Below are 22789 nucleotides of genomic sequence, written 5' to 3'. Positions count from 1 at the left end.
GTCATAGCCTGGCAGGAGTGCCTCGCTGCTGGCTGGAGCTACTGCTCATTCCGGCGGCATCGGTCCAGGCGAGGCAACCGGCAATGACAGGCGTCGTGCTGACCACAAGGGCGCCGCGCGCGTGAAGGGATACCAACCCGCGCCATGAGACGCGGTCGACCGCCAAGATGGTGCCGCTGGCGTCGACCCATTTGAGATGGGCGTCGGCGACTTCAACGGCCCGCATCATCGCCGCCGGTTCCATCCCGGCCCGAAAGACGATGATGGAATTGGCGGCACCGTTGAAGAACGGGCCGGCGCCGGCTGCCAATCCCGCGAGCAGGACGATGCTGGTAAGCGCTGCCGAAGCACCGCGTGCCGGTCCGCCGCGGTTGGGCAGCACCAGCACCAACACAAGCGGCACGATGCCGAAGATGACCAGCCACGCAATATCCCAGGCGAGCGGCAAGTCGCTGTTCATCTTGATCCGGTGCAGACCCAGCAGCCAGTGAAACACGACGGCATCGACGACATGCCAGACGCCGAACCCGGCGAAGGCGAGCCGCAGGATCTCCGTGGTGGTCCCGGGCCGCGCGCCGGCCGCCCTCGCGGCCACCAGCAGCACCGTGCCGGCGACGGCGAGCACATACATGAAAAGATGGAAGAGGCCGTCGGCCATGATCTGGAAGCGCAGGTCGGAACCCACCGGATCGGCGACGCCCGAGAGAAGATGATGCCATTGCAGGATCTGATGCAGGACGATGCCGTCGAAGAAACCGCCGAGCGCGAAGCCGAGCAGCAGCCAGCCGGCTCGCGTTCTCGGGTCGAGTGTCGCGGTGATCGCGTCCATGTCAGGACCACCGGCTCCAGGCCGGGGCGTTCAGTTGCCTGCGCACCGACATGTCCGGCGGCATGGGGTCATGGAGACCATGACGCGCCTCGAGCCAGAAGGCGGATATCAGCCCACCAACCACCGTCGTCAGAACCAGTGTCGCAGCAATTATCGCCAGCATGGACGTCGATCCTCAGCCGCGCAGGGTCGGCCGCGCGGAACCTAACAGCGGCTTCCGTGGAATGTTCCTGGCTGTCGGTTCGGTGGAGGGAACAATCAAGTTCCAGCACGGTTCGATGCTGGCGACGGACGGCTCAAGCGGAGAAGGTCATGAACGAATATACGGCGGCAGATCCGGGCGGTCTCGACGGCCATCAGCCGAGCGGCATCACCCGATGGCTGTTTTCGACCAACCACAAGGACATCGGCACACTCTATCTGGTCTTCGCTTTCATCGCGGGGGTGATCGGCATGCTCTTGTCGGTGAGCATGCGAATCGAGCTGCAGCAACCCGGGATCCAGTTTTTCCCCGGACTGGCGTCTATGATCTACGGTTACCAGGGCGACGCGGCGATCGACGCCGGCAAGCAGCTTTACAACGTCTTCACCACGGCCCACGCGCTGATCATGATCTTCTACACTGTGATGCCCGCCCTGATCGGCGGCTTCGCCAACTGGATGGTTCCGATCATGATCGGCGCCCCCGACATGGCCTTCCCGCGCATGAACAACATCTCGTTCTGGCTGCTGCCGCCGGCATTGATGTTGCTTTTATTGTCGATCTTCATGCCCAGCGTCCCCGGCGGCTATGGCCCTGGGACCGGCTGGTTCCTGTACCCGCCGCTGTCGACCTCCGGCCATCCCGGTCCCGCCGTGGATCTGGTCATCCTGTCTCTGCACATTGCGGGCGCCTCCTCGATCCTGGGAGCCATCAACTTCATCACCACCATCTTCAACATGCGCGCGCCGGGGATGACCCTGCACAAGATGCCCCTGTTTGTGTGGTCGATCCTCATCACCGCCTTCCTGCTGCTGCTGGCTCTGCCGGTGCTGGCCGGCGCCATCACCATGCTCCTGACTGATCGCAATTTCGGAACCACGTTCTTCGCGCCGGACGGCGGAGGCGACCCGCTGCTGTACCAGCATCTCTTCTGGTTCTTCGGCCACCCGGAAGTCTACATCATGATCCTGCCGGCGTTCGGCATCGTCAGCCAGGTGATCTCGACCTTCTCGCGAAAGCCGATCTTCGGGTATCTCGGGATGGTCTACGCAATCGTGGCGATCGGGGTGATCGGCTTCGTCGTCTGGGCCCACCATATGTACACCAGCGGGATAGGCCTCGACACGCAGCGCTACTTCACCTTCGCCACGATGGTGATCGCAGTGCCGACCGGGATAAAAGTGTTCTCCTGGATTGCAACCATGTGGGGCGGCTCGGTCAGCCTGCGGACGCCGATGCTCTGGGCCCTCGGCTTCATATTCCTGTTCACCGTAGGCGGGGTGACGGGCGTTCAACTCGCAAATGCCGGCCTCGACCGTGAACTGCACGACACATACTTCGTCGTCGCGCATTTCCACTACATACTTTCACTGGGAGCGATCTTCGGCATCTTCGCGGGCTGGTATTACTGGTTTCCGAAAATGACGGGATATCTCTACAATCCGCTTCTGGCTGGGGTCCATTTCTGGACGACCTTCGTCGGCGTGAACCTCGTCTTCTTCCCCCATCACTTCCTTGGATTGGCGGGCATGCCGCGTCGCTATGTCGACTATCCCGACGCATTCGCCGGCTGGAACATGGTGTCCTCGTATGGATCGTACCTGTCGGCCGCGAGTGTCGTGATTTTCCTCTTCGGCATCTTGGAAGCTTTCTACCGGCAAAGAGCCGCCGGCATGAACCCATGGGGGCCAGGAGCTACCACATTGGAGTGGGAGCTGACCTCTCCACCCCCTTTCCATCAATGGGACAGGCTGCCGCAAATCAGATGAGGCCGGGTTGTCGAACTCCTTTGCGCAAGCAAGCCCGGTTCGCCGCTGAGGCGAACTTCAGCCTGCCGGTGGCAGACGCTGGCTGCAGCTGAGAACCGGATCGCTATCTGAAGCTGATTAACAGCACAGCGAACAAGCTTGCGAGCGCGACTGCCCAGCAGAATAACCAATTGGCGATCAGAAGAAGCGATTTGAGCACGGTGGCATGGCAGTAATCTTCGATGATCGATTGCATTCCAAGCCGCATGTGAACGCAGCTTACGAGAATGAAGCCAATAAGGGCTGGCGCGACATAGATCGATCCTACGACGCTGAGGACGGCGTCTCGAGGCTCACCGACCAGCATTATAACGACCGCGACGATGTAAATGACAAGGATCAACAGGGCAGCAGATGTCAGCCGCTCCAGCATGAACGTTTCGGTTCCGTGTTTCGCCGATCCAAGGCCCCGCACTCGAGCTAGCGGAGTTCTGATTGAGGGTCTGTCAGCCATGGCGTTTCCCCAAAACTACTTGGTTGCCTTGCGCGCAACTCAAGCTGTTGCTGTTTCGATGCCCGGGCCGTCGGTGCCGACGGATAGTGGGCAAGCACGGTCTCCAGTCGAACAAGGCGGGCTTTGTGGGCGTTCAGTTCGTATCCTGAACGCCATCCAATTTGCCTGGGTCTGCCATCTCTGCATAGCTCGCTTTCAAGCAGCGAGATACGAAGGCGGACCGCGTCGATCTCCTTGACGAGCGCGGCCTTCACCGATTTTCGACTCTGCATGGCTGTAGTTCCGGTGCAAGGATGGTTCCAAACCTGACGCGTCTGGAAATGTTCCCGGGTGCCGAAGGCGTGCTGAAGATTAATGCCTCAGTGCTGGACCCGCACAATGGGTCGCCATGAGCTAAAGCCGGGCACTAGCTCAACGGGCGCGATGTGCCCGGCGAATGCTTGTGAAAACGAGCGAATGCCTGGCCCGCCTCGTCCCGAGAGATAAGTAGCCCTCAGAACAGCGACCGCACGTGGCCGAGATGACCAGAGGGTGTTCTTGGGCCAACATATGTTAACGGCCACTTTTGTTTCTCTCTCCTGCAAAAATATTTGGGCTGAAAGAGCCGGGAACTAACCGATCCTCCGGATGTTGCGGAGTTAGTCAGGAGAAACGGACTATGTCGGACAAAGAAATTCATCGGGGCGCCTCGCGTTTTCGCCCTATCCGCGTCGTGGACGCCCGCGTGTTTCGCGGGCCGCACCTCTATAGTATGACGCCAATGGTCCAGATTCGGATCGACCTCGGAGCCCTTGAGGCGTTCCCGACAGACAAACTGCCCGGGTTTTCCGAACAAATCGTCCGACTGTTGCCCGGCCTTGCGGGCCATGGCTGCAGCTATGGCGCCGCCGGCGGCTTCGTCCGCCGCATGCAGGAAGGAACCTGGCTCGGCCACGTCGTCGAGCATGTCGCCCTGGAACTGCAGAGCATGCTCGGTCACCGGGTGACACGAGGAAAGACACGGTCGGTCAAAGGCAGTCCCGGCACTTATAACGTCATGTTCGCCTACAAGGATGAGCTTGTCGGGCTGCTCGCCGGACGCGTCGCGCTCGAACTGGTGGACAGCCTGCTGCCGGCCAATCTGCATGGTGTCGAGGGGCTCGGCGACATTGCGGAAACGCAGGGGCCATTCGAGTTCGCAGCCAGGCTGCAGCAGCTCAAGCGTCTGGCCGCCGAGCGTGCCTTGGGGCCTACGACTGCTTCCTTGGTGCGCGAGGCCGAGAGGCGGGGCATACCCGCCGCGCGGATCGACGACAGCAGCCTCGTGCTGTTTGGTCACGGAAAGCATCAGAAGCGGATCCGCGCCAGTTGCAGCGACCTCACTTCCGAGATTGCGACCGAGATCGCCTCGGACAAGGACCTGACCAAATTCCTGCTGCAACAGGCCGGCCTGCCGGTGCCACGCGGGGAGCTGGTGCGATCGGCGCAGGACGCAGTCGCGGCGGCAGCACGGCTGGGCTACCCCGTGGTCACCAAACCACTCGATGGCAATCATGGAAGCGGCGTCAACATCGGTCTGGCAACAGAAGACGAGGTCCGCTGGGGCTTCGAACAGGCGCGAGAACACAGCCGTAGCGTTATAGTCGAGCAGCATTTCGTCGGCTCGGACCACAGGATCCTGGTGATCGGCGGAAAGGTGGTGGCGCTCGCCGAGAGGGTTCCGGCCCATGTGGTCGGCGATGGCCGGAGTTCTGTCGCCGAGCTCGTCGAGGAGACGAACCGCGACCCACGAAGGGGAGAGGGCCATTCCTCGGTATTGACCCGCATCGAGATCGACGAATGTGTCGAGCATTTCCTGTCAAAATCGCAGCTCACCCTGGCGAGCGTTCCAGCGCCGGGTCAAATGGTGCTCTTGCGGCCCACCGCCAATCTCTCCACCGGTGGGACCGCGATCGACCGAACGGAAGAAATCCATCCCGAAAACGCGCTGATCGCCAGGCGGGCGGCACAGATCGTCGGCCTCGACATTGCCGGGATCGACTTCGTCTGTCCCGACATCTCACGGCCGGTGAGCGAAACCGGCGGCGGCATCATAGAGGTGAATGCCGGTCCTGGCTTTCGCATGCATCTCGAACCCTCGTCGGGGCGCGCCCGCAACGTCGCACGGCCCGTGCTCGATCTTCTCTTCAAAGGCGGCAAGGACGGCCGGATTCCGATCTTCGCGATCACCGGGACCAACGGCAAGTCGACCACTGCCAGAATGCTGGCGCACATCCTGCAGGCGAATGGCGCAACAGTCGGGCTCACCTCGACCACCGGCGTGTACCTGAACGGCGAACGAATCATCACAGGCGATTGCTCAGGCCCGCAGAGCGCCAGGATCGTGCTGCGCGAGCCGGGTGTCGATGTCGCGGTGCTGGAATGTGCACGCGGCGGCATCCTGCGCGAAGGGCTTGCCTTCGATGCATGCGATGTTGGCGCGGTGCTGAACGTCCACGGCGATCATCTCGGGCTGAGGGGCATCGACACAATCGAGGACCTGGCGGAGGTGAAATCGGTCGTGGTCGAGTCCGTCCGCCGCGGCGGATGGAGCATTCTCAATGCCGACGACGTCCATACGTCCGCAATGTCGCGCGATGCCGGCGGCAGGATCTGCTACTTCTCGCTGGCGAGCAGGAGCGAGTGGCCCGGTTTCTTGCGCAGCCACCTGGCGGAAGGCGGCCGCGCCGTGACGCGGGAGCCCAGCAGCGACGGCTGGGACATTTTCATCCACGAGGATGGGGAATCGATGTTCTTGATGAGCGTCGACGAAATTCCCGCGACCTTCGAGGGTTCGGCCGAATTCAACGTTGCCAACAGCCTGGCAGCCGTCGCCATGGCGCATTGCCACGACGTTCCGGCGGCAACGATCCGGGCGGCGCTGGCCGAGTTTGGCACCTCGTTCGAGCAATCTCCCGGTCGCCTCAACGTCTTCGACGGACATGGTTTCCGCACCATCGTCGACTATGCGCACAATCCGGAGGGGCTGAAGGCGCTCGGAAAGCTCGTTTCCCACATGAGGCGCGGCTATCAGCGCACGATCGGCCTGGTCGCCATACCGGGCGACCGCCGCGATTGCGACATACGCGAGATGGGCGCGATCGCTTCGCGGATATTCGACGTCATCGTCTTCAAGGAGGATGAGCAGGAGCTGCGCGGCCGAGCCCCCGGAGCGATCGCCGGCTTGCTGCGGGAAGGTGCCTTGAACGCCGGCTGCGCCCCAGGCCGCATTCACGCCGTCTGTCCCGAGAAGGAGGCCGTCGACGTGTGTCTCAGGCTTGCACGGGAAAACGACCTTGTCGTGCTGACCGTCGACGACGTTGAAGCCGTGTGGCGGCAGGTAACCGGCTTCGGAGGCGCGACGCCTTCGAGGGGAGGGCCCGATCAGACCCATATTCGCCATCTGAGGGCTGGCTGATGTGGTCGCTGATCCTGCACGGCGGCGCCAAGGAGATCGATCCGCAAGAGGAGGAGGCGCATCGCAACGGATGCATCGAGGCACTCGAGGCAGGTCGGGCCGTCCTGGCCGGCGGCGGAACGGCGGTCGATGCCGTGGAAGCGGCCGGTCGCATCCTCGAGGCGGACCCGACGTTCAATGCGGGATATGGAAGTGCCCTCAATTCGGACGGCGAGGTCGAGATGTGCGCTGGCCTGATGGAGGGCAGGGACTTCAATGTGGGTGCCGTCGCAGTGATCAAGGGCGTGCGCCATCCAATCAGTGTCGCGAAGGCAATGCTGCATGAGGAGCCGATCCTGCTGGCGTCGGAGGGGGCCCGGCGTTTCGCCGCCGACAAGCAGCTGGAGCTTTGCGATCCGGCGGATTTGATCACGCCGCAGCAGCGCGACGCCTCCAGCAAGTCGGAGGCGAAGGATACGATCGGTGTGGTTGCCCTGGATCAGTACGGGGACATCGCCGTGGGCACTTCGACCGGCGGACTGGACGGCAGTGCTCCGGGTCGTGTGGGGGATTCTCCGCAACCCGGTTGCGGCTACTATGCCGACAACCGGTTGGGAGCCGTCGCCTTCTCGGGAGACGGTGAGCATATTGCGCGAAAGGCTCTCGCGGCCCGTGTCATGCAGTCACTCTCGGCGCGGCAGGCATTGTCCTCGGGACAGGCTGAAGGCGGCCTGGAGCAGGTGCTGAATCCCGCGCTCAAGGAAGTCGAGGCGATCGGCGGCGAAGCCGGAGCCATCGTGCTTACCGCGACCGGCGTGTCTGGATGGGCGCATAACAGCAGGGAGTTCGCAGTCGCTTTCATGACCAGCGAGGACAACCACCCGCACGTTTTCCTGCGCAAGAAAGACGTGGGCAAATGACCGACAAGAAGAAAAAACGATCCTCGAACGGTAAAGCTGGAACGCTCGTCATCATCGGCGGCCACGAGGACCATGATGGCGATCGTGTCATCTTGAAGGAGGTAGCGAGCCTGGTTCCGAACGGCCGCCTGGTGCTTGCCACCATCGCGTCTCATGAGCCGGATGGCTATCTCGAGAAGTATCAGAGGTCCTTCGGTGAGCTGGGCATCAAGGATGTCATCGAACTCTACGTTAACGACCGCCTCGAGGCAGCTCATGAAAAGAAAATAAGTGCGCTCGCAAACGTGAGCGCGGTGTTCTTCTCCGGCGGCGACCAACTCCGGATCACCAGCCAGATCGGCGACACGCCCATCGACGAGCGGGTGCACGAAATCTATGAAGCCGGCGGCGTCATTGCCGGCACCTCCGCGGGCGCGTCGGTCATGAGCGACACGATGATGGTGAAGGGGCCGAACGCAGCCTCCTTTCGGATCGGCCACATTCGGATGGCGCCGGGACTGGGCCTGCTGCCGAATGTAATTATCGACCAGCACTTTGCGGAACGGGGCCGCATTGGGCGGCTCATCGGGGCGGTGTCGCAGAACCCGCGCGTCCTCGGCATCGGCATCGATGAAGACACCGCGATCGTGGTGAAGGGCGAGATGTTCAAGGTCATCGGCAGCGGCGCTGTCTATCTGGTCGATGCAGCCGGCGTGACGCATTCCAACATCGCGGAAGGTGAGCCTGATGCCGCCCTTTCCATCCATGATCTTAGGGTTCACGTGCTGAGCTCAGGCGACGGGTTCGATCTCGCGCTGCGACGGCCGGTAGGGCTTCCGTAAGACTTCGCCACACTCAAGCTGATGGTGCGGCGCGGTCCGCGTACCGCGAAAACCGCATATATGAAGCAGTTCTCCTATTTGAAGTCGCCCAACCAGAATTGTCGCATTGTTGCGGGTCCGGCAGGATTACAGACGGCCTCTCGTCGGCTCCAATCCCGCTAAGCTGAAGACCTTCGCTCGCCCGGCGTTCTGTCGGGCTAACCCCGCCGGCGACTGGCCTGAATGGCAGCAAAGGTTACCGGACGAAACCCCCATGCGTCGACGCCGACATCATGCTGGCGCGTCATCGGCTTCAGACGACCGTGCGAATGACCGTGCAGGTTTACCGACCTCTTGCCGATCTGGTTCCAGGTGCGAAAAGGATAGTGGCACAGAACCAGCAAGCTGCCCTCGACAAGAAGCTCCATGTAGTGGTGCACGCTCGCCCAGGCCGGGTCGCCAATGGTGGCGGCGCCATCATTGTTGCCAATTATCAGGTGCTTGGACCCGTTAAGAGACGACAGCAGTGAAGACACGGTCTCGGCTGGACCCTTGGCGAAATCGCCGAGGTGCCAGACCTCGTCGTTCGGGCCAACCGTTTCGTTCCAAAACGCAACCAGCGCCTGGTCATGCTCGACCAACGAGGCGAAGGGACGCCGGTCGAGGCGCAGAATGCGCGGATCGTTGAAATGCGTATCGGAAGTGAAGAAGATCATGCGCCGCGGCCGGCTGCGATGCGCGATTGGCGGTCGCCTCTAACTGCCGGAGCGCTCTTCGGCTTCATCATCGATCCCGATCGGGGCTTCCCTGAGCATCTTGAGTGCCTCTTCCTTCGTAAGGCCGCACTTGCGCGCGAAGTAGAGCGCCTCGATCGCCTTTTCGCGATCCGCCGTGGATTTTGCGTGCTGTTTGGGCTTTTTGCCCATCGTTCTCTGCCACCTTCCGAGGCCACCAAACCATCACAGTGCCGCGTTGTTCCCGTGCATGGGCTGACCTGCCGGACTGCGCGAATGCCGATGTCGCCGACACCGCGCGAGCCCCAGACAGCGCGTATATCAGCCGGCTCGCGACAACGGCGGAGCGACTCCAACCCCGACAGCGTGAATTCAAACGAAAGCCCGCGCCGTGGGAGGGGCCGGCGCGGGCGATCGGGCTACCGATCTTGCAGCGCGGGGGTCGACCGCTGCATGGCTCGAACTGTGCAAGCGAGCATTTGTTCCGGGCCGCATGCAAAGCATCGGCGTTTCATTGCAATTCTGGGGGACACAACCAGCATTTCGCTTCAGTCCGCCGCCGATGTAGGAGGATGAATACCGCCTTGCGCTAATTCGTCCGCCCTGGACACGAAACCAACCGCGCATTGAGCGCGTAGCTTCGGCGATTTAAAAACACCTGCACTGGAATATTTCCGGGCGCATGGAACATCTCCGGCCGCTGATGTTTAGGCCGGAATGACGATGATCTCTGTTCTTACAATGATTTACTCTCTCGCCATCTTTATCGGCGCGAAGCGGCGCAACCTCTTGGTGAATGCGAAACTCGATAGAGTTTTGCGCAATATGGCTGGCGCAGAACTGAATCAACGTGGCCAGTAAACCGCAACACCGCCGGTTCCAGTTCACAGCCAGTGTCCTCGCGGCCGCTACCTCGGTTCGGGTGGCAAGCGGCTCGGCAGGACTGCAAGGGCCGCCCCCTCTGGGCTGGCTGGTGCACGGTCGATCCGATTTAGTCGATGACGGCGGGGCACGATGCTCCCGCAGTGCGCCGTGCTGGCTCGAATTGCGGGACCAAGTCCAAGATTCGCGCACGGGGCACGCACCTTTAGGTCCGGCCCACGCGAGTGGCTTCGGAGGACCTATCCATGAACGATGATGATCCTATAGATTCGCTCGCCAATGCAATTCGTCATCGCAGCGCAATTTTGTTTGTGGGGGCGGGGGTATCGATCAGCGTCGGACTTCCGTCTTGGGAGAAACTCATCGAGCGAATGGCAAAGGAGCTCGGCGTCGACGATGAATTTTCCACGCGACGCGATCGTTTTCAGACCTTGGCCGAATACTATCGGATCAAGCATGGCAGTATCGGACCACTTCGCAGTTGGATGGACAGAAACTGGTCTGTCGCCAAGGAACGGATCGAGAAATCGGAATTGCACCGACTCATCGTGACGCTCGATTTTCCCGTCATCTATACGACGAACTATGACCGGAACCTGGAACTCGCTTTTGAAATCCACGGTCGAGAGTACGTGAAAGTGGCCAACGCACGGCACGTTGCGCAGGCCCGTCGAGGCGTAACGCACATCGTGAAATTTCACGGCGACTTTGACGAGGACTCTTCCCTTGTCCTCACCGAAACCGACTATCTTGACCGCCTGTCCTTCAATTCTCCCCTTGATGTCCGCTTTCGCTCCGATGCTCTCGGCAGCACGATCCTGTTCATTGGCTATAGCCTCTCCGATCCAAACATCCGGCTTCTGTTGCACCGGCTTTGGCAGACCTGGCACCGGTCTGGATATGAGAAAGATCGTCCCCCTTCGTTCATCTTCATGCCCAGCCGCAACCCTGTGGAGGAGGCCGTGCTTGGGCGCTGGGGTATTTCGGTGCTCGTTGGCGCAGGTGATGATCCTGAAGCCGGTCTGACGGACTTCCTCAGGCGTTTGGTGGAAGCGGTGGGGGTGACCTGAGGCGCGCTCCCCAGTGGACTGCAGTTGGGTTTTCTCAGGTGCGCGGTGACCGACGCACCAGGCGGTGGCCGACAGGCACCAGATCAGCGACTGTTGGAGCTAGGACTTCCACAATCAATCCCGCCGCGATCATCTTGGCGTGAAGTCGATCTCCGGCGTCAATTGCCGGCAATATGCACAAACAAGGTCAATCGTCGTTTGCACATCATCCAGGCAAACAACTTCGGACGGGGTATGCATGTAACGCAAAGGCACGGAGAGCACTCCACTTGCCACGCCGCCTCGGTTCTGCTGCATGACACGCGCGTCGGTAGGGCTTGAGCTGCCCACCGCCTGAAGCTGATAAGGTAGGCCCTCTTTCTCGGCCACCGACTTCAGCAGATTGAACACCACCGGGTTGGTGTTCGCGCCTTGAGTGATTGCCGGCCCTTTCCCAAGGTCCAGTTTGCCCTGATCCTCGGCGCGAGCGCGCGGATAGTCCATCGCCACGCCCATATCGATTGCGAGGCCGGTTCGAGGTGCGATGTTGAACGCTGAGGTCATCGCGCCTCGGGACCCAATTTCCTCTTGAACCGTACCCAGGATATAGAGGCCCACGCCGGGGTGAACGCCTCCCTCCTCGGAGAGGCAGCGCAGGACCTCGGCGCCGATGAGGAGGCCAACCTTGTTGTCGAACGCTCGTCCGACAGCAAGGTTGGCCTGTAGCGCCGCAAACTCGCCGTGGATAGTGACCGCGCTGCCGACCTCTACGACCTTCAACGCTTCCTCTCGCGAACTCGCGCCGATATCGATCCACAGTTCCATCAGCGAGGGAGTCTGAGACGTGTCAGAGGCTTTGAAGGTCTGGATTGCTTTGCGACCCACGACGCCCAGGATCGGCTCCTTGCCGTGCACCCAGACACGCTGGCCGATTTCAGTGGCAACGTCCGTTCCACCTATGGTGCTGAAGAAAAGAAAGCCGTCATCGTCGATGTAATGGACGATGAAGCCGACCTCATCCATGTGCCCGGCATACATGAAGCGCATAGACGCCTCAGGATTGATGATCGCTGTGACATTGCCCATGACGTCCGTCGTCAACCTGTGGGCATACGGACGAACATACTCGCGGAAAAGCTCCGCTACGGGTTGCTCAAACCCGCTCGGCGACGGGGTCGCCACAATTTCCTTCAAGAACTTGAGTGATTCATCGCGCATCAAGCTGACTTTCACGGTTCACGGGGTGGAGGGCCATTCGAGCATGGTCATACTCGTCGGGCTTCGCGCCAATTTTGGCCTTCTTCGGTGCGATCGCCCGCGAATTGGTCAGCCCAAGGCAGGTTGTGGAGCCAGGCTTCGCGCCGGGGGGTCCAAAGCTCGTATGTCGGGAGAAGGTCGTTTGGCGCATCATCGAGAGTGCCGGTCATGATCTCGGCTTCGTCGTCGCGGAGATTCACCACGCGCGACCCGCATGCCGGACAAAAACCTCTGCCGTTGAACGCTGCAAGCTCGCCCTTGCACTGGTAAGCCGACCGCGGCCACACGGCAAAGGCACTGTAGGTGCTGCCGCTGGTTCGCTTGCAATCCTGGCAATGACACAAGCCAACGCGCAACGGCGCGCCGGTAACAACATACCTCACAGACCCGCAAAGACAGCCGCCGGTCCGCTCTATCTTGTCAACCTCGTCGTTCATGGTCGCCGCCGACATGAGTGAGGGGAAACGTGTTGGACTCCGCTCTGCCGTTTGCATCGAGGCATCAAGTTAATGGGCAATGTCTTCAACAAGGCCTAGCTCCAAAGCTCTTGCTGCCATCAGGTAGCAGCTGTTCAGGGCATGGTCGCGCAGCTCTTCCAGCGATGTTCGAGAACCTTGGACGAGATCGGCGAACCCTTCATTCTCGAGTCGCTCTGCCGTTTCCAACAGCGCAAGTTGTTCGCGAACGATCTGAAGACAGCTTCGAATTGGTCCATTCAGAACCAAGTCTTTCTCAAGCCTTCTTTCATGAATCAGCAGGACTGCTTGCGGGCAAAGGAACCTGCAGGCTTTCGGGAAGGCGGCAAGGACCGTTACCCCGGCAGAGTAAACCGTATTCTTGCCAATGATGTAGCCGTTGCGGCCTGAGTGTTTCAGAAAAAGTTTGAACTCTAGAGCTAGACGTCGCGCGCCGTCGGCGTCGCCTCCGGGCGTGTCGATTTCAACGTAGAGATCGTCTTCGCCGGAACGCACGGCTTTCAAATCGTCCAAGGCTTTGGTGACGACAGTGTCATCAATCAAGCCGTGTATACGCAAGTTTGGATCGAACAAAAGCCGGTGAAGGTCTGGAGCGGGCGGCGGGGAGACGGTGTGTTCGGCTGACTGGGGCAACAGGTCCATATAGGCATCCTCATTATGGGGGTCGAACTTAGTTGGTACCTTTTTGTTCCCTTGAGGGAGTTCGAGCGGTGGTGATCACAGCCGCGTCTCTCGGCGGCTGTGGAGCTCCCTCTTTCATTGCAGATCCTTTTCGCACCAGGCCCGGTAGAGGCACCTCAGCCGCTAGGTTGGCTCCATGGGCATATCGGGCATTTGCCGGAGCTGACGCAGTCGCTTTGCTGATTTCTGCCACGTCCGGGACCAGTCCTGTGGACGGTTGAACTCAACGGCCTCAATGGTTCCCGGCTGCTGCCTCCCGGACCCCTGCGGTCGGGCTATTTTTCCTGGCCGTGCCATTTTTCCGGGGGGCTGAAACAAACAGCTTTGTTGGCAGTTCTAGCGTCCGGAGCACCGGCTCCGCGCGGCGCGGCCGAGCGGCCGGGGCTGTCCGGCAGGAGGTCCAGCAATGTCTCACGATATGCAAAGACGATTTGCAACGCGCTTGATCGCGGTTGCGCTGATGCTCTCGGCCAGTGGCGTGGCGCCTGTCCTGGCCCAGGATACCCCGACCGACTTCACAGCGATCATCCAGCAGAAATTGCCGGCCGTGGTCGCGATCACGACCCGGGAGGTTGTCCAGGACCAGACGACGGCGGGCGACTTTACAAGTCCGTTCGACGGCCAGGGCCTCGGACCCGTTCAGCCGCAGGTGAGGGAGGCGCTTGGCTCCGGATTTGTGATCAGTGCCGACGGCTACATCGTCACCAACAACCATGTCGTTGCCGATGCGACAGAGATCCATGTCGTATTTTCCGACAAGGAAACGGCGCCGGCGCAATTGGTCGGCCGTGACCCCGCCACCGATATAGCGGTGCTGAAGGTCGACCCGCGGCCCAACATGACCACGACCAAATGGGGTGACTCGGATGCAATGCAGCCGGGCGCATGGACAATCGCGATCGGCAGTCCCTTCGGGCTCGGAGGGACTGTCACTGTCGGCGTTCTTTCGGCCCGCTCGCGAGACATTCAAGCCGGGCCGTATGACGATTTTCTCCAGACGGACGCGTCGATCAATCGAGGCAACTCGGGCGGTCCGCTGTTCAACGCACGTGGCGAGGTGATCGGCGTCAACACCGCCATCGTCTCGCCGTCCGGCGGCAGCATCGGGATCGGGTTTGCGGTGCCATCGCGCACCGCCCAAAGCATCGCCGACCAGTTGATCAGAACCGGCCGGATCGAGCGTGGCTTCATCGGGGTCCGCCTGCAGGACATCACGCCGTCGCTGGCTGAGGCCCTCGGGATGAAAGATGACAAGGGCGCGCTGGTTGCTTCGGTCGAGCCCGGCAGCCCGGCGGAGAAAGCCGGCTTGAAGCCGGGTGACGTGATCACCCGGTTCAACGGCAAGGGCATTGAGGGTGTCCATGACCTCACGCTTGCGACGGCTAGCCAGAAGCCTGGCAGCAAGGCCACTCTGACACGGAGTAACGGGGGAAAGGACCAGGAGATCGCGCTTGTCATCGGTGAGCGCAAGGATGCGGAGGTGAAGACCGGCGCTGTTCCCGACAAGAAGTCGGCGGCCGAAGGCCTCGGCCTATCCCTCAGCCCGATTCCGGATCAGGCGCGTCAGCAGCTAGGCATCAAATCAGGAACAACCGGCGTCTTCGTCGTGGAAGTGGTTCCCGATGGCCTTGCCGCCCGGAGCGGATTGCAGCCCGGCGATGTCATCATATCGGCCAACAATCGCCGCGTGACGGAGCCTTCGGATATCGTCGAGGAGTGGGCGAACTCTCGCCGGCAGAGCAAGCCCATCCTGTTTCGGCTGGAAAGGCAGGGGCAGTCCGTGTTCGTGGCGGTCGCCGGGAAATGACCGTCTCCAGGACGGCCATGTGACTGCACCAGGATCCGCTTGCGGATCCTGCTCCAAGGGTGTCGGACCCCAGGTGCACCGGGGAAGCATCGCCGCAGAAAGTCTGCGGGATGCGCTCATCGGCCGGGTGCGCAACGCGCACTGATTCTGCAGCGCCATCGTGCTCGAAGGCGCTCGCCATCCTCAGGCAGTTTCGCGCCTTGCCGTAAGCCGTGCCTGGAGAAGGACGACGACGAGCAAAAACAGCCCGCGGATCACCGACTGCCAGTAGGCTGACAGCGAAATCCAGCCCATGCCGTTTTCGAAGTTCAGGACGTTGAAAAGGATGCCGAGCAACAGCACGCCGGCCAGCGTGGTCAACACCGAGCCAGAGCCGCCGGTCAGCAGCGTCCCGCCCACGACCACGGCTGCGATGGCAAACAGCTCCCAGCCGACGCCCTCGATCGGCTGGCCTGCGCCGAACTGAGAAGCGAGGACGACGCCGGCGAGCCCGGCCAGGCACCCGCTTGCGACATAGACGAGAAATTTGACGCGGTCAGTGCGCAGCCCCATCAGCCGCGAGGCATCCTCGCCACCGCCGATGGCCAGCACCGTCCGTCCCGTGCTGGTGTAGTTCAGGACCACTGAGCCGACGGCATAGGCAACCAGGGCGATGATTGCCGGAATCGGGAAAATCCAGAAATTCCCTTGGCCGATGGCGGTGAAGCCCGAATCATAAGACACCGAAACGGTCTGGTTGCCGGCCAGAAGCAGCGCCGAGCCGCTTGCGGCCAGCATGGTGGCAAGCGTGGCGATGAATGGCATCAGGTTTCCGCGCGTAACCAGGAGCGCGTTGATCAGCCCGGCTGCCAGGCCCGCGCCAACGCCCGCTGCAAGGCCTGCTACGATGCCGTGCGGGCTCGCCAGGGCGGAAGCGACGCTGCCCAAGGCGGCGACGGAGCCGACGGACAGGTCTATGCCGCCGGTCATGATCACGAAGCACATGCCGAGCGCGACGAGCGCGAACATCGAGTTGTAGCGCAGAACGCTCATCACGTTGAAGAGGCCGAGGAAGCGGTCGTAGCGCAGGAATCCGAACAGGACGAGGGCTGCAAGCGCGATGACGACACCGTAGGTGCCGATGATGCGAACCAGTCTGGCGCTGTTCATGAATTACACCCGGTGTTGCTGCTGCAGCCAGACGGCGAATGCGATGATGCCGGCCTTGACGACGAGCGCAGCGGCGTCGGGCACGCCATTGGCAAGCAGCGTGTAGCGCACCAACTGGATGGTCAGTGCGCCCAGCAGGGTGCCGATGATTGTGGCCTTTCCACCACTCAACAACGTGCCGCCCACCGCGACCGCCGCGATGGCGTCGAGTTCCATGCCCAGCCCCACGAGATTGGCGTCGCTGGAGGAGTTGATCGCAATGACGACGAGACCGGCTAGCCCCGCGCACAGGCCGCTGATCGCATAGACGGCGAGCTTGATCCTCGATACGGCGATGCCGGCCAGTTCAGAGGCCTTTTCATTGCCGCCGACAGCCAGGATGCTTCGCCCGAACACCGTGCGGTGAAGGGCCCAAGCGGCCGCCGCAACCAGCACGGCCATGATGATGACCTGCGCGGGAATGCCGAGCGGGCGGGCAAGTCCGATCCACTGGAATTGCGGCACGCGGAAGGTCTGCAGATTGCCGTTGGTCATAACCTGCGCGATCCCGCGCCCGGCGATGAACAGCACGAGCGTTGCGACGATCGGTTGGATGCGGAAGCGCGAGACCAACCAGCCGTTGAACAACCCGAACAGGCCGGCGACGAGGATCGAGGCAACCATCGCGACGGCTACCGCCAGATAGATGTTTCCGACCGGGAAGATCGTGCCCATGAAGATCATCGGCGCCAATGCGCCGGAGATCGCCATCAGCGAACCAACCGACAGGTCGATGCCGCCGGTGGCGATCACCAGGGTCATCCCCACCGCGACGATCACAATCGTGCAGACCTGGGTCAGGTTGACGTTGAGTGTCTGCAGCGTCGCGAAATTGCGCGTATAGGCAAGGTTGAAGACGACCAGCAGCACAAGCGCGATCACCGTGCCGTAGCGCGCCAGGAAACCGAACACATCAAAGCGGCGGTTTCCAGCGTCGTTGGCTGCGGATGGTGTGGCCAGATCGCTCACGCTGCCTCCTTCGCCGCGCCGCCATGCGCCATCGCCGCGAGCACGTCCTCCTCGTTGGCTGCCTGGCCTTCCAGTTCGGCCACCCTCACTCCTTCGCGCAGCACGAATATGCGGTCGGCTCCTTCCATCACTTCCTCGAGTTCCGAGGAGATCATCAGCACGCCGAGCCCGCCATCGGCAAGCTTGCGGATGAGGCGCTGGATCTCGGCCTTGGCCCCGACATCGATGCCGCGCGTCGGCTCATCGAGAATGAGCAGCTTCGGGTTCATTGCCAGCCAGCGGGCAAGCAGCACCTTTTGCTGGTTCCCGCCCGACAACTCGCGGACCTTCTGGTTAGGCCCCGAGCATTTGATGTCGAGTTCACGAATGAAGCGCTCGACGATCTCCTTCTGCCGGGCCTCGTTCAGGATGCCATTGCGGCTGATTTTCGGCAGCAGTGCCAGTGTTATGTTCTCCGCGACGGTCATTTCCGGCACGATGCCCTCGGCCTTGCGGTCCTCGGTGCAGAAGCCCATCCCTGCGGCGATGGCATCAGCGGCACGTGCGGGATGGTAGGACGCGCCTTCCATCGTCATCTCGCCTGCGCTCCGGCGGTCGGCGCCGAATACGAGGCGGGCTGTTTCGGTGCGGCCGGCGCCGAGCAAGCCGGCAAAGCCGGCGATCTCGCCGCGGCGCAGGTCGAAGCTCACGTCACGCACCAACTGGCCGGCCGCCAGCCCTTGCGCGGTAAACAGCACATCACCGATCCTCGACCGATCGCGTTCGCCGAACGCGGTCGCATGGCCTTCGACGGCTGCGACGTCGCGGCCGAGCATGGCCGCGACCAGCTCCAGCTTGCCGATGTCGCTCATCGCCGCGCTTCGCACCGTGCGGCCGTCACGCATGATCGTGACCCGGTCGCAGACCTCGTACAACTCGTCGAGCTTGTGGCTGACGAACAGAACGGAGACGCCGTCGGCCTTGAGCTGACGGATAACGCTGAACAAGAGATCGGAAGAGCACACGTCTGAACTNACTCGTCGAGCTTGTGGCTGACGAACAGAACGGAGACGCCGTCGGCCTTGAGCTGACGGATAACGCTGAACAAGACCGAGACTTCACGCTCGTCTAGCGAGGAGGTCGGCTCATCCATGATCACGAGGCGGGCGGAAAAGCCGATGGCGCGGGCGATCGCCACCATCTGCTGCGTGGCGGTGTTGAAATCGCTGAGCGGGCGGCGCACGTCGATGCCGATCGAGAAGCGGCTGAGCAGGCGCTCGGCTTCCGCATGCATCGCGCTCCAGTCGAGCAGGCCGCGGCGGCGCTTCTCGCGTCCAAGGCAGATGTTCTCGGTCACCGAGCGCAGCGGTACGAGATTGATCTCCTGGTAGATGGTGCTGATGCCGCTGACCTGCGCCTGATGCGGAGACCCAACTTCGAACGGCTTCCGTTCGAACAGCACCTGCCCCGCATCCCGGCGGTAATAGCCGGTGAGCACCTTGATAAGTGTCGATTTGCCCGCACCGTTCTGGCCGATGAGTGCGTGGATCTCGCCCGGAAGAACCTGGAGCGAGGCATCGGCCAGGGCAGGGATGCCGGCAAAACGCTTCTGGATGTCACGCATGTCCAGGAGCAGCGCGGCTTGGTCCGGCTGAGCGGTCATCGTCAAACTCCCAAACCCTACCCGCCGAAGCGGGTAGGGCAACTGGAAAGAAAGTGGATATCAGAACGCAATATCGAAGTCTTTCTTCGCGTTCGTGGCGTCGAAGAAGGCATCCTCGTTCTTGATGAACGGCGGGATCTTCTTGCCGGCCGCATAGTCGGCCATCGTAGCGAAGGCCTTCGGCCCGAACAGCGGACTACAAGCGCAGATAGCGCCGATCTTGCCGTCAATGATCGCCTGGACGCCTTCCTTCTCGCCGTCGATCGACAAGATCAGCACATCCTTGCCCGGGGTCTTGCCGGCTGCTTCCAAAGCGGCGATGGCGCCCAGCGCCATCTCATCATTATGCGCGTAGATGATATCCGCATCAGGGTGCGCCTGAAGCAGCGTCTCGGCGACCTGCCGGCCCTTGTCACGGGCGAAGTCGCCGGACTGCGACGCCAGGATGGTGAACTGCGAGTGCTTGGCGATGAAATCGTCGAAGCCTTTCTTGCGGTCGGTAGCGGCCGAGGCTCCGGTCGTGCCTTCCAGCTCGATGATCTTCGACTTGCCATTGGCGTTCTTGACCAGCCATTCGCCGACGCGGGTCGCCTCCTCGATGAAATCCGAACCGATGAAGCAGACATAATCCTCGCCCGGCTTGGCCATGGTGTGATCAACGTCGCGGTCGACCAGAAACACCGGTATGCCGGCATCGCGCGCGGCAAGAATGACCGGCACCAGGGGCTTGTCTTCGCGGGGCGGCAGGAAGATTGCGTCGACGCCCTGCGCGATCATCGAGTTCACGTCGGAGGCCTGCTTGGCCGACGAACCGGCGGCATCCGTGTAGACCAGCTGATGGCCAAGCTTGGCGGCTTCGTCCTGCATGCTCTTGGTCTCGGCAAGACGCCACGGATTGTTGCTTTCCGTCTGGGCGAAACCGACCTTGTACTTGTCCTTCTTGGCGAGCGGCGGGAGCGCCGCGAAGGCGCGTGAGCCGAGTGTCAGCGCGACCGCGCCGGCGGCGGAGCCAACCAGTAGTTTTCGACGGGTAATGATCATGCTCTTTCCTCCTTTATTGTCGCTTTCAGCGACTGTGTAATTTCCTCACGATATCGGCCCAGACGGCTTCGGCGATGACGCCGTCGGCAAGCTGGATCCGGCGCTATGCCGCCTCCAAAATAAAGTCGGCGCAGCGGTCGCCCAGCATCATGGCGGGCGCCGCCGTATTGCCGGCATTGATGTTGGGGCAGGCCGACATGTCGGCAACCCGCAGATTGTCTATTCCGCGCACGCGCAGCGCCGCGTCCAGCACCGCCATCCGGTCGCTGTCCGAGCCCATCCGGCATGTCCCGGCCGGATGGTAGTTGGTCTTCACAAAGCGCTTGCAATGCTTTGTCATGGCTTCGTCGCTGAGATCATCCTGGCTTGGCACGGCAATGGCCTTGACCCGATCGGCGAGCGGCTTGGTCTGAAAAGCCTGCAGAAAATAGCGCTGGCCGGAGATCATTTCCCTCATGTCGTCGGGATGTTTAAGGAGGTTCGGCGAAACGACCGGCATGTCCTTCGGATCCGCCGAACGCAGCCTCACGAAACCGCGCGACTTTGGCTTCACCACCACTGTCGTCACGGTAAGCCCATAGGTGTTCTCGACCAAGGTCAGGATATCGCGGTCCAGATAGACGTGCGGTACGCAGAAGGCCTGGATCGTCGGTTCGCCCTCGGGATCGGCCGGATTGACGAAGGCTCCGGCCTCCACCCCCGCTGATAGGATCGTGCCGGTGCCGAAGAGCTTGAAATGCAGGCCGTTCCTGATCATCCGCCAGCCTTGGCCCTGCCTGAAATAGCCGTATGGGCCGTTTGCGGTGGCGATGATCGGCACCTCAGGATGGTCGATCAGGTTTTCGCCGACCCCAGGCAGGTCGGCGACGCAGGAAATGCCGTGCCCGGCAAGGGCCTCGGCGGGGCCGATGCCGGACAGCATGAGCAATTTCGGCGAGACGAGGGCACCGGACGAGACGATCACGTCGGCATCCGCATGGACGGTATGCTCGGCGCCCGACGCATCCGAGTAGATGACGCCGGTGACCCGACCTTTTTCGATCAGCAGCCGGCTGACTGTGCAATTGAGTTTCAGCGTCAGCTTGGGATCATTCGTGAGCGGCTCGATGAAGGCGTAGGCGGCGCTGCTCCGCTTTCCCCGCCGGTTCATGAACTGGTAGAAGCCGACCCCCCGCTGCGACGGTCCGTTGAAGTCATGGTTGTACGGCAATCCAAGGCCTTGGACCGCCTGGACGAACCAACGGGAAACATCATCGATGTGGCCTGGATCCGAGACCAGCAGCGGACCTTCGCTGCCATGCAGTTCGCCGCCGAGGCGGTTGTTTCCCTCCATGCCGGTGAAATGCGGCAGCACCGCCTGCCAGTTCCAGCGCACGCCGGCATTGTTGCCGCGCAGCAGCTCGTCCCACTCCTCATAATCGGCCGAGCGGCCTCGCATGTAGACCTGGGCGTTGACCGAGGTGCCGCCGCCCAGCACGTTGCCTTGCGAGATTTCATGGACGCGGCCGTCGAGATGGGCCTGCGGCTCGGTGCGGTGATAGCGCATGAATTTCGAGCCGTTGATCATCTTGAAGATGCCGGGCGGCATGTCGAGCAAGGGATGATGATGGGAATGGCCGGCCTCCAGCAGCAGGGTTCGCCGTCCCGCTTTGACAAGCCTTGCCGCCGCGACGCAGCCGGCTGCTCCGCCGCCCACCACGATATGGTCGTAGGACTGCGTCATGCCTCCGGCGCCTCACGGCTTTCGAATGTACCGCGGACATACTCCCAGGCCGCCGAGAGGTGGTTGAGCAGCGCCCGCTCGGCGCCGTCAGGATCTCGCTCAATGATGGCCGTGCAGATTTCACGATGGCTGAGGAAATTCACGCGGTTGCGCTCGGGCGACCGCGGCATGCGCATCCAATGCGGCGACAGCCAGGCGGTAAATGCCTTGTGCACGACAGGCAGCACCGGGTTGCGCGCGATGTCATAGAGCGCTGCGTGGAACGCCACGTCCGTCGCATAGAATTTCTCGGAATCCGGGATGGCAGCCTCGTTCATCGCCAGCGCCGCCCTCAGGGCTGTGACGTCATCCTTGCGGGCATGGATGGCGGCGTTGCGCGCCAGCGACGCCTCGAGGAAGACGCGCATGTCGTAGAGGTTCTTCACGCCCGCCTGGTCGCTCAGCAGATGTCCTACAATGCCGTCGAGGGCGCCGAGCGCGGCATCCAGGCCAGGCCGGCGCGCCACGGGCCGGAACCGCGGACGCGCTTCCACCAGGCCGCGGCTGGCCAGGCGCGCAATCGCCTCACGCACAACGCCCCGGCCCACACCATACTCGATCATCAGTTCGCGCTCGGCCGGCAGGTAGCTGCCGTCGCCAAGCCTTCCGGACGTGATGTCGGCCTCTATGCCGGCCACCATCGCGTCGGCCGCGCGGGCGGCGAGAATAGCCGCGGGCATCTCAGGACGCTCTTCCGTATCCAGCAAGCCTTTTCCTCTCAGATGGTCCTGTTATTAGAAGGTAAATCGGACCAAAGCACAAGCGGATTGATGCTTTTGTAGGACCAAAAATGACGGATTGCCTTCAGAACCGCTGAAAGATCAGCCACATTGTTGCCAGTCAGCGCTGCCGGTGCAATTATGGTCCGATGAA

The 22789-nt window shown here is 61.9% G+C and carries 19 protein-coding genes; 6 read left to right on the top strand and 13 right to left on the bottom strand.

Annotated elements, in window-relative coordinates:
- Position 1: 1 nt before the first annotated feature.
- The gene (locus X757_RS148130; RefSeq protein WP_023726634.1) at positions 2-829 is read right to left on the bottom strand and encodes a DUF2243 domain-containing protein; all 828 of its coding nucleotides are present in this window, start codon (positions 827-829) and stop codon (positions 2-4) included.
- Between the two features lie 312 nt (positions 830-1141).
- On the opposite strand from X757_RS148130, the gene ctaD reads away from it, so the two are divergent.
- A complete protein-coding gene (ctaD, locus tag X757_RS148135) occupies positions 1142-2800 on the top strand; it encodes a cytochrome c oxidase subunit I (RefSeq protein ID WP_023682453.1) in 1659 nt (552 codons plus the stop codon).
- Positions 2801-2903: 103 nt separating this feature from the next.
- On the opposite strand, the gene sdhD is transcribed toward ctaD, so the two are convergent.
- Complete coding sequence (gene sdhD, locus X757_RS148140) at positions 2904-3293, bottom strand: succinate dehydrogenase, hydrophobic membrane anchor protein (RefSeq protein WP_027050929.1); 390 nt, start codon at positions 3291-3293, stop codon at positions 2904-2906.
- A gap of 658 nt (positions 3294-3951) precedes the next feature.
- On the opposite strand from sdhD, the gene cphA reads away from it, so the two are divergent.
- Genes cphA through X757_RS148155 form a run of 3 tightly spaced genes read left to right on the top strand, consistent with a single transcriptional unit; the run spans position 3952 to position 8449 of the window.
- Complete coding sequence (gene cphA, locus X757_RS148145) at positions 3952-6729, top strand: cyanophycin synthetase (protein WP_050586853.1); 2778 nt, start codon at positions 3952-3954, stop codon at positions 6727-6729.
- Complete coding sequence (locus X757_RS148150) at positions 6729-7628, top strand: isoaspartyl peptidase/L-asparaginase family protein (protein ID WP_023682456.1); 900 nt, start codon at positions 6729-6731, stop codon at positions 7626-7628. The genes cphA and X757_RS148150 overlap by 1 nt, the downstream gene beginning before the upstream one ends.
- Positions 7625-8449 (top strand): cyanophycinase, encoded by an 825-nt coding sequence (locus X757_RS148155; protein WP_023682457.1) that lies wholly within the window; start codon positions 7625-7627, stop codon positions 8447-8449. Before X757_RS148150 ends, X757_RS148155 begins: the two co-directional genes overlap by 4 nt.
- Positions 8450-8646: 197 nt before the next feature.
- Here the strand turns inward: X757_RS148155 and X757_RS148160 are convergent, their stop codons facing one another.
- Both X757_RS148160 and X757_RS1000000166665 read right to left on the bottom strand, forming a co-directional pair.
- Complete coding sequence (locus X757_RS148160; protein WP_023702861.1) at positions 8647-9144, bottom strand: hydrolase; 498 nt, start codon at positions 9142-9144, stop codon at positions 8647-8649.
- Between the two features lie 39 nt (positions 9145-9183).
- Positions 9184-9354: a hypothetical protein gene (locus tag X757_RS1000000166665; RefSeq protein WP_023672674.1), complete on the bottom strand. Its 171-nt coding sequence runs from the start codon at positions 9352-9354 to the stop codon at positions 9184-9186.
- Between the two features lie 935 nt (positions 9355-10289).
- On the opposite strand from X757_RS1000000166665, the gene X757_RS148165 reads away from it, so the two are divergent.
- A complete protein-coding gene (locus tag X757_RS148165; RefSeq protein ID WP_023696169.1) occupies positions 10290-11114 on the top strand; it encodes an SIR2 family protein in 825 nt (274 codons plus the stop codon).
- Between the two features lie 129 nt (positions 11115-11243).
- Here X757_RS148165 and X757_RS148170 read toward each other — a convergent pair whose 3' ends face one another.
- The 3 genes from X757_RS148170 to X757_RS148180 all read right to left on the bottom strand — a co-directional run bounded on the left by X757_RS148170 (position 11244) and on the right by X757_RS148180 (position 13468).
- Positions 11244-12311: a M42 family metallopeptidase gene (locus X757_RS148170; protein WP_023696168.1), complete on the bottom strand. Its 1068-nt coding sequence runs from the start codon at positions 12309-12311 to the stop codon at positions 11244-11246.
- A gap of 47 nt (positions 12312-12358) precedes the next feature.
- Entirely contained in the window at positions 12359-12787 is a 429-nt protein-coding gene (locus X757_RS148175) for a GFA family protein (RefSeq protein WP_050587750.1), read from the bottom strand.
- A 69-nt stretch (positions 12788-12856) separates the two neighbouring features.
- On the bottom strand, positions 12857-13468 hold the full coding sequence (locus X757_RS148180) for an ATP-dependent Clp protease proteolytic subunit (protein ID WP_023672669.1): 612 nt from the start codon (positions 13466-13468) through the stop codon (positions 12857-12859).
- Positions 13469-13949: 481 nt separating this feature from the next.
- Between X757_RS148180 and X757_RS148185 the strand changes: the two genes are divergently transcribed.
- Positions 13950-15314 (top strand): Do family serine endopeptidase, encoded by a 1365-nt coding sequence (locus X757_RS148185; RefSeq protein ID WP_023706876.1) that lies wholly within the window; start codon positions 13950-13952, stop codon positions 15312-15314.
- A 183-nt stretch (positions 15315-15497) separates the two neighbouring features.
- Here X757_RS148185 and X757_RS148190 read toward each other — a convergent pair whose 3' ends face one another.
- The 6 genes from X757_RS148190 to X757_RS148210 form a co-directional block, all read right to left on the bottom strand.
- A complete protein-coding gene (locus X757_RS148190; protein WP_023726633.1) occupies positions 15498-16463 on the bottom strand; it encodes an ABC transporter permease in 966 nt (321 codons plus the stop codon).
- A gap of 3 nt (positions 16464-16466) precedes the next feature.
- Positions 16467-17471: an ABC transporter permease gene (locus X757_RS148195; RefSeq protein WP_023726632.1), complete on the bottom strand. Its 1005-nt coding sequence runs from the start codon at positions 17469-17471 to the stop codon at positions 16467-16469.
- Positions 17468-18286 carry an ATP-binding cassette domain-containing protein gene (locus X757_RS1000000169725; protein WP_373432843.1) on the bottom strand — a complete coding sequence of 273 codons (819 nt, stop codon included), beginning with the start codon at positions 18284-18286 and terminating at the stop codon, positions 17468-17470. Before X757_RS1000000169725 ends, X757_RS148195 begins: the two co-directional genes overlap by 4 nt.
- Before the next feature lie 887 nt (positions 18287-19173).
- Complete coding sequence (locus tag X757_RS148200) at positions 19174-20154, bottom strand: ABC transporter substrate-binding protein (protein ID WP_023672664.1); 981 nt, start codon at positions 20152-20154, stop codon at positions 19174-19176.
- A gap of 103 nt (positions 20155-20257) precedes the next feature.
- Positions 20258-21877 carry a GMC family oxidoreductase gene (locus tag X757_RS148205; protein WP_023726631.1) on the bottom strand — a complete coding sequence of 540 codons (1620 nt, stop codon included), beginning with the start codon at positions 21875-21877 and terminating at the stop codon, positions 20258-20260.
- Positions 21874-22623, bottom strand: coding sequence for an FCD domain-containing protein (locus X757_RS148210; protein ID WP_023682469.1), 750 nt, complete (start codon positions 22621-22623; stop codon positions 21874-21876). Before X757_RS148210 ends, X757_RS148205 begins: the two co-directional genes overlap by 4 nt.
- Positions 22624-22789: the final 166 nt, after the last annotated feature.

Origin of the sequence: Mesorhizobium sp. LSHC412B00 (assembly GCF_000503035.1) — a bacterium.
Lineage (GTDB): Bacteria > Pseudomonadota > Alphaproteobacteria > Rhizobiales > Rhizobiaceae > Mesorhizobium.
Note: the sequence above shows the minus strand (reverse complement) of the source record. Positions and strands in the feature narration are given on the sequence as shown.

What these genes read in the sequence shown, in the direction of transcription:
- X757_RS148130 (WP_023726634.1), bottom strand. Translation starts at nt 829, where the DNA reads ATGGACGCGATCACCGCGACACTCGACCCGAGAACGCGAGCCGGCTGG.
- sdhD (WP_027050929.1), bottom strand. Translation starts at nt 3,293, where the DNA reads ATGGCTGACAGACCCTCAATCAGAACTCCGCTAGCTCGAGTGCGGGGC.
- X757_RS148200 (WP_023672664.1), bottom strand. Translation starts at nt 20,154, where the DNA reads ATGATCATTACCCGTCGAAAACTACTGGTTGGCTCCGCCGCCGGCGCG.
- X757_RS148155 (WP_023682457.1), top strand. Translation starts at nt 7,625, where the DNA reads ATGACCGACAAGAAGAAAAAACGATCCTCGAACGGTAAAGCTGGAACG.
- X757_RS148190 (WP_023726633.1), bottom strand. Translation starts at nt 16,463, where the DNA reads ATGAACAGCGCCAGACTGGTTCGCATCATCGGCACCTACGGTGTCGTC.
- X757_RS148180 (WP_023672669.1), bottom strand. Translation starts at nt 13,468, where the DNA reads ATGGACCTGTTGCCCCAGTCAGCCGAACACACCGTCTCCCCGCCGCCC.
- X757_RS148165 (WP_023696169.1), top strand. Translation starts at nt 10,290, where the DNA reads ATGAACGATGATGATCCTATAGATTCGCTCGCCAATGCAATTCGTCAT.
- ctaD (WP_023682453.1), top strand. Translation starts at nt 1,142, where the DNA reads ATGAACGAATATACGGCGGCAGATCCGGGCGGTCTCGACGGCCATCAG.
- X757_RS148170 (WP_023696168.1), bottom strand. Translation starts at nt 12,311, where the DNA reads ATGCGCGATGAATCACTCAAGTTCTTGAAGGAAATTGTGGCGACCCCG.
- X757_RS148160 (WP_023702861.1), bottom strand. Translation starts at nt 9,144, where the DNA reads ATGATCTTCTTCACTTCCGATACGCATTTCAACGATCCGCGCATTCTG.
- X757_RS1000000166665 (WP_023672674.1), bottom strand. Translation starts at nt 9,354, where the DNA reads ATGGGCAAAAAGCCCAAACAGCACGCAAAATCCACGGCGGATCGCGAA.
- X757_RS148175 (WP_050587750.1), bottom strand. Translation starts at nt 12,787, where the DNA reads ATGAACGACGAGGTTGACAAGATAGAGCGGACCGGCGGCTGTCTTTGC.
- X757_RS148150 (WP_023682456.1), top strand. Translation starts at nt 6,729, where the DNA reads ATGTGGTCGCTGATCCTGCACGGCGGCGCCAAGGAGATCGATCCGCAA.
- X757_RS1000000169725 (WP_373432843.1), bottom strand. Translation starts at nt 18,286, where the DNA reads ATGCTCGGCCGCGACGTCGCAGCCGTCGAAGGCCATGCGACCGCGTTC.
- cphA (WP_050586853.1), top strand. Translation starts at nt 3,952, where the DNA reads ATGTCGGACAAAGAAATTCATCGGGGCGCCTCGCGTTTTCGCCCTATC.
- X757_RS148205 (WP_023726631.1), bottom strand. Translation starts at nt 21,877, where the DNA reads ATGACGCAGTCCTACGACCATATCGTGGTGGGCGGCGGAGCAGCCGGC.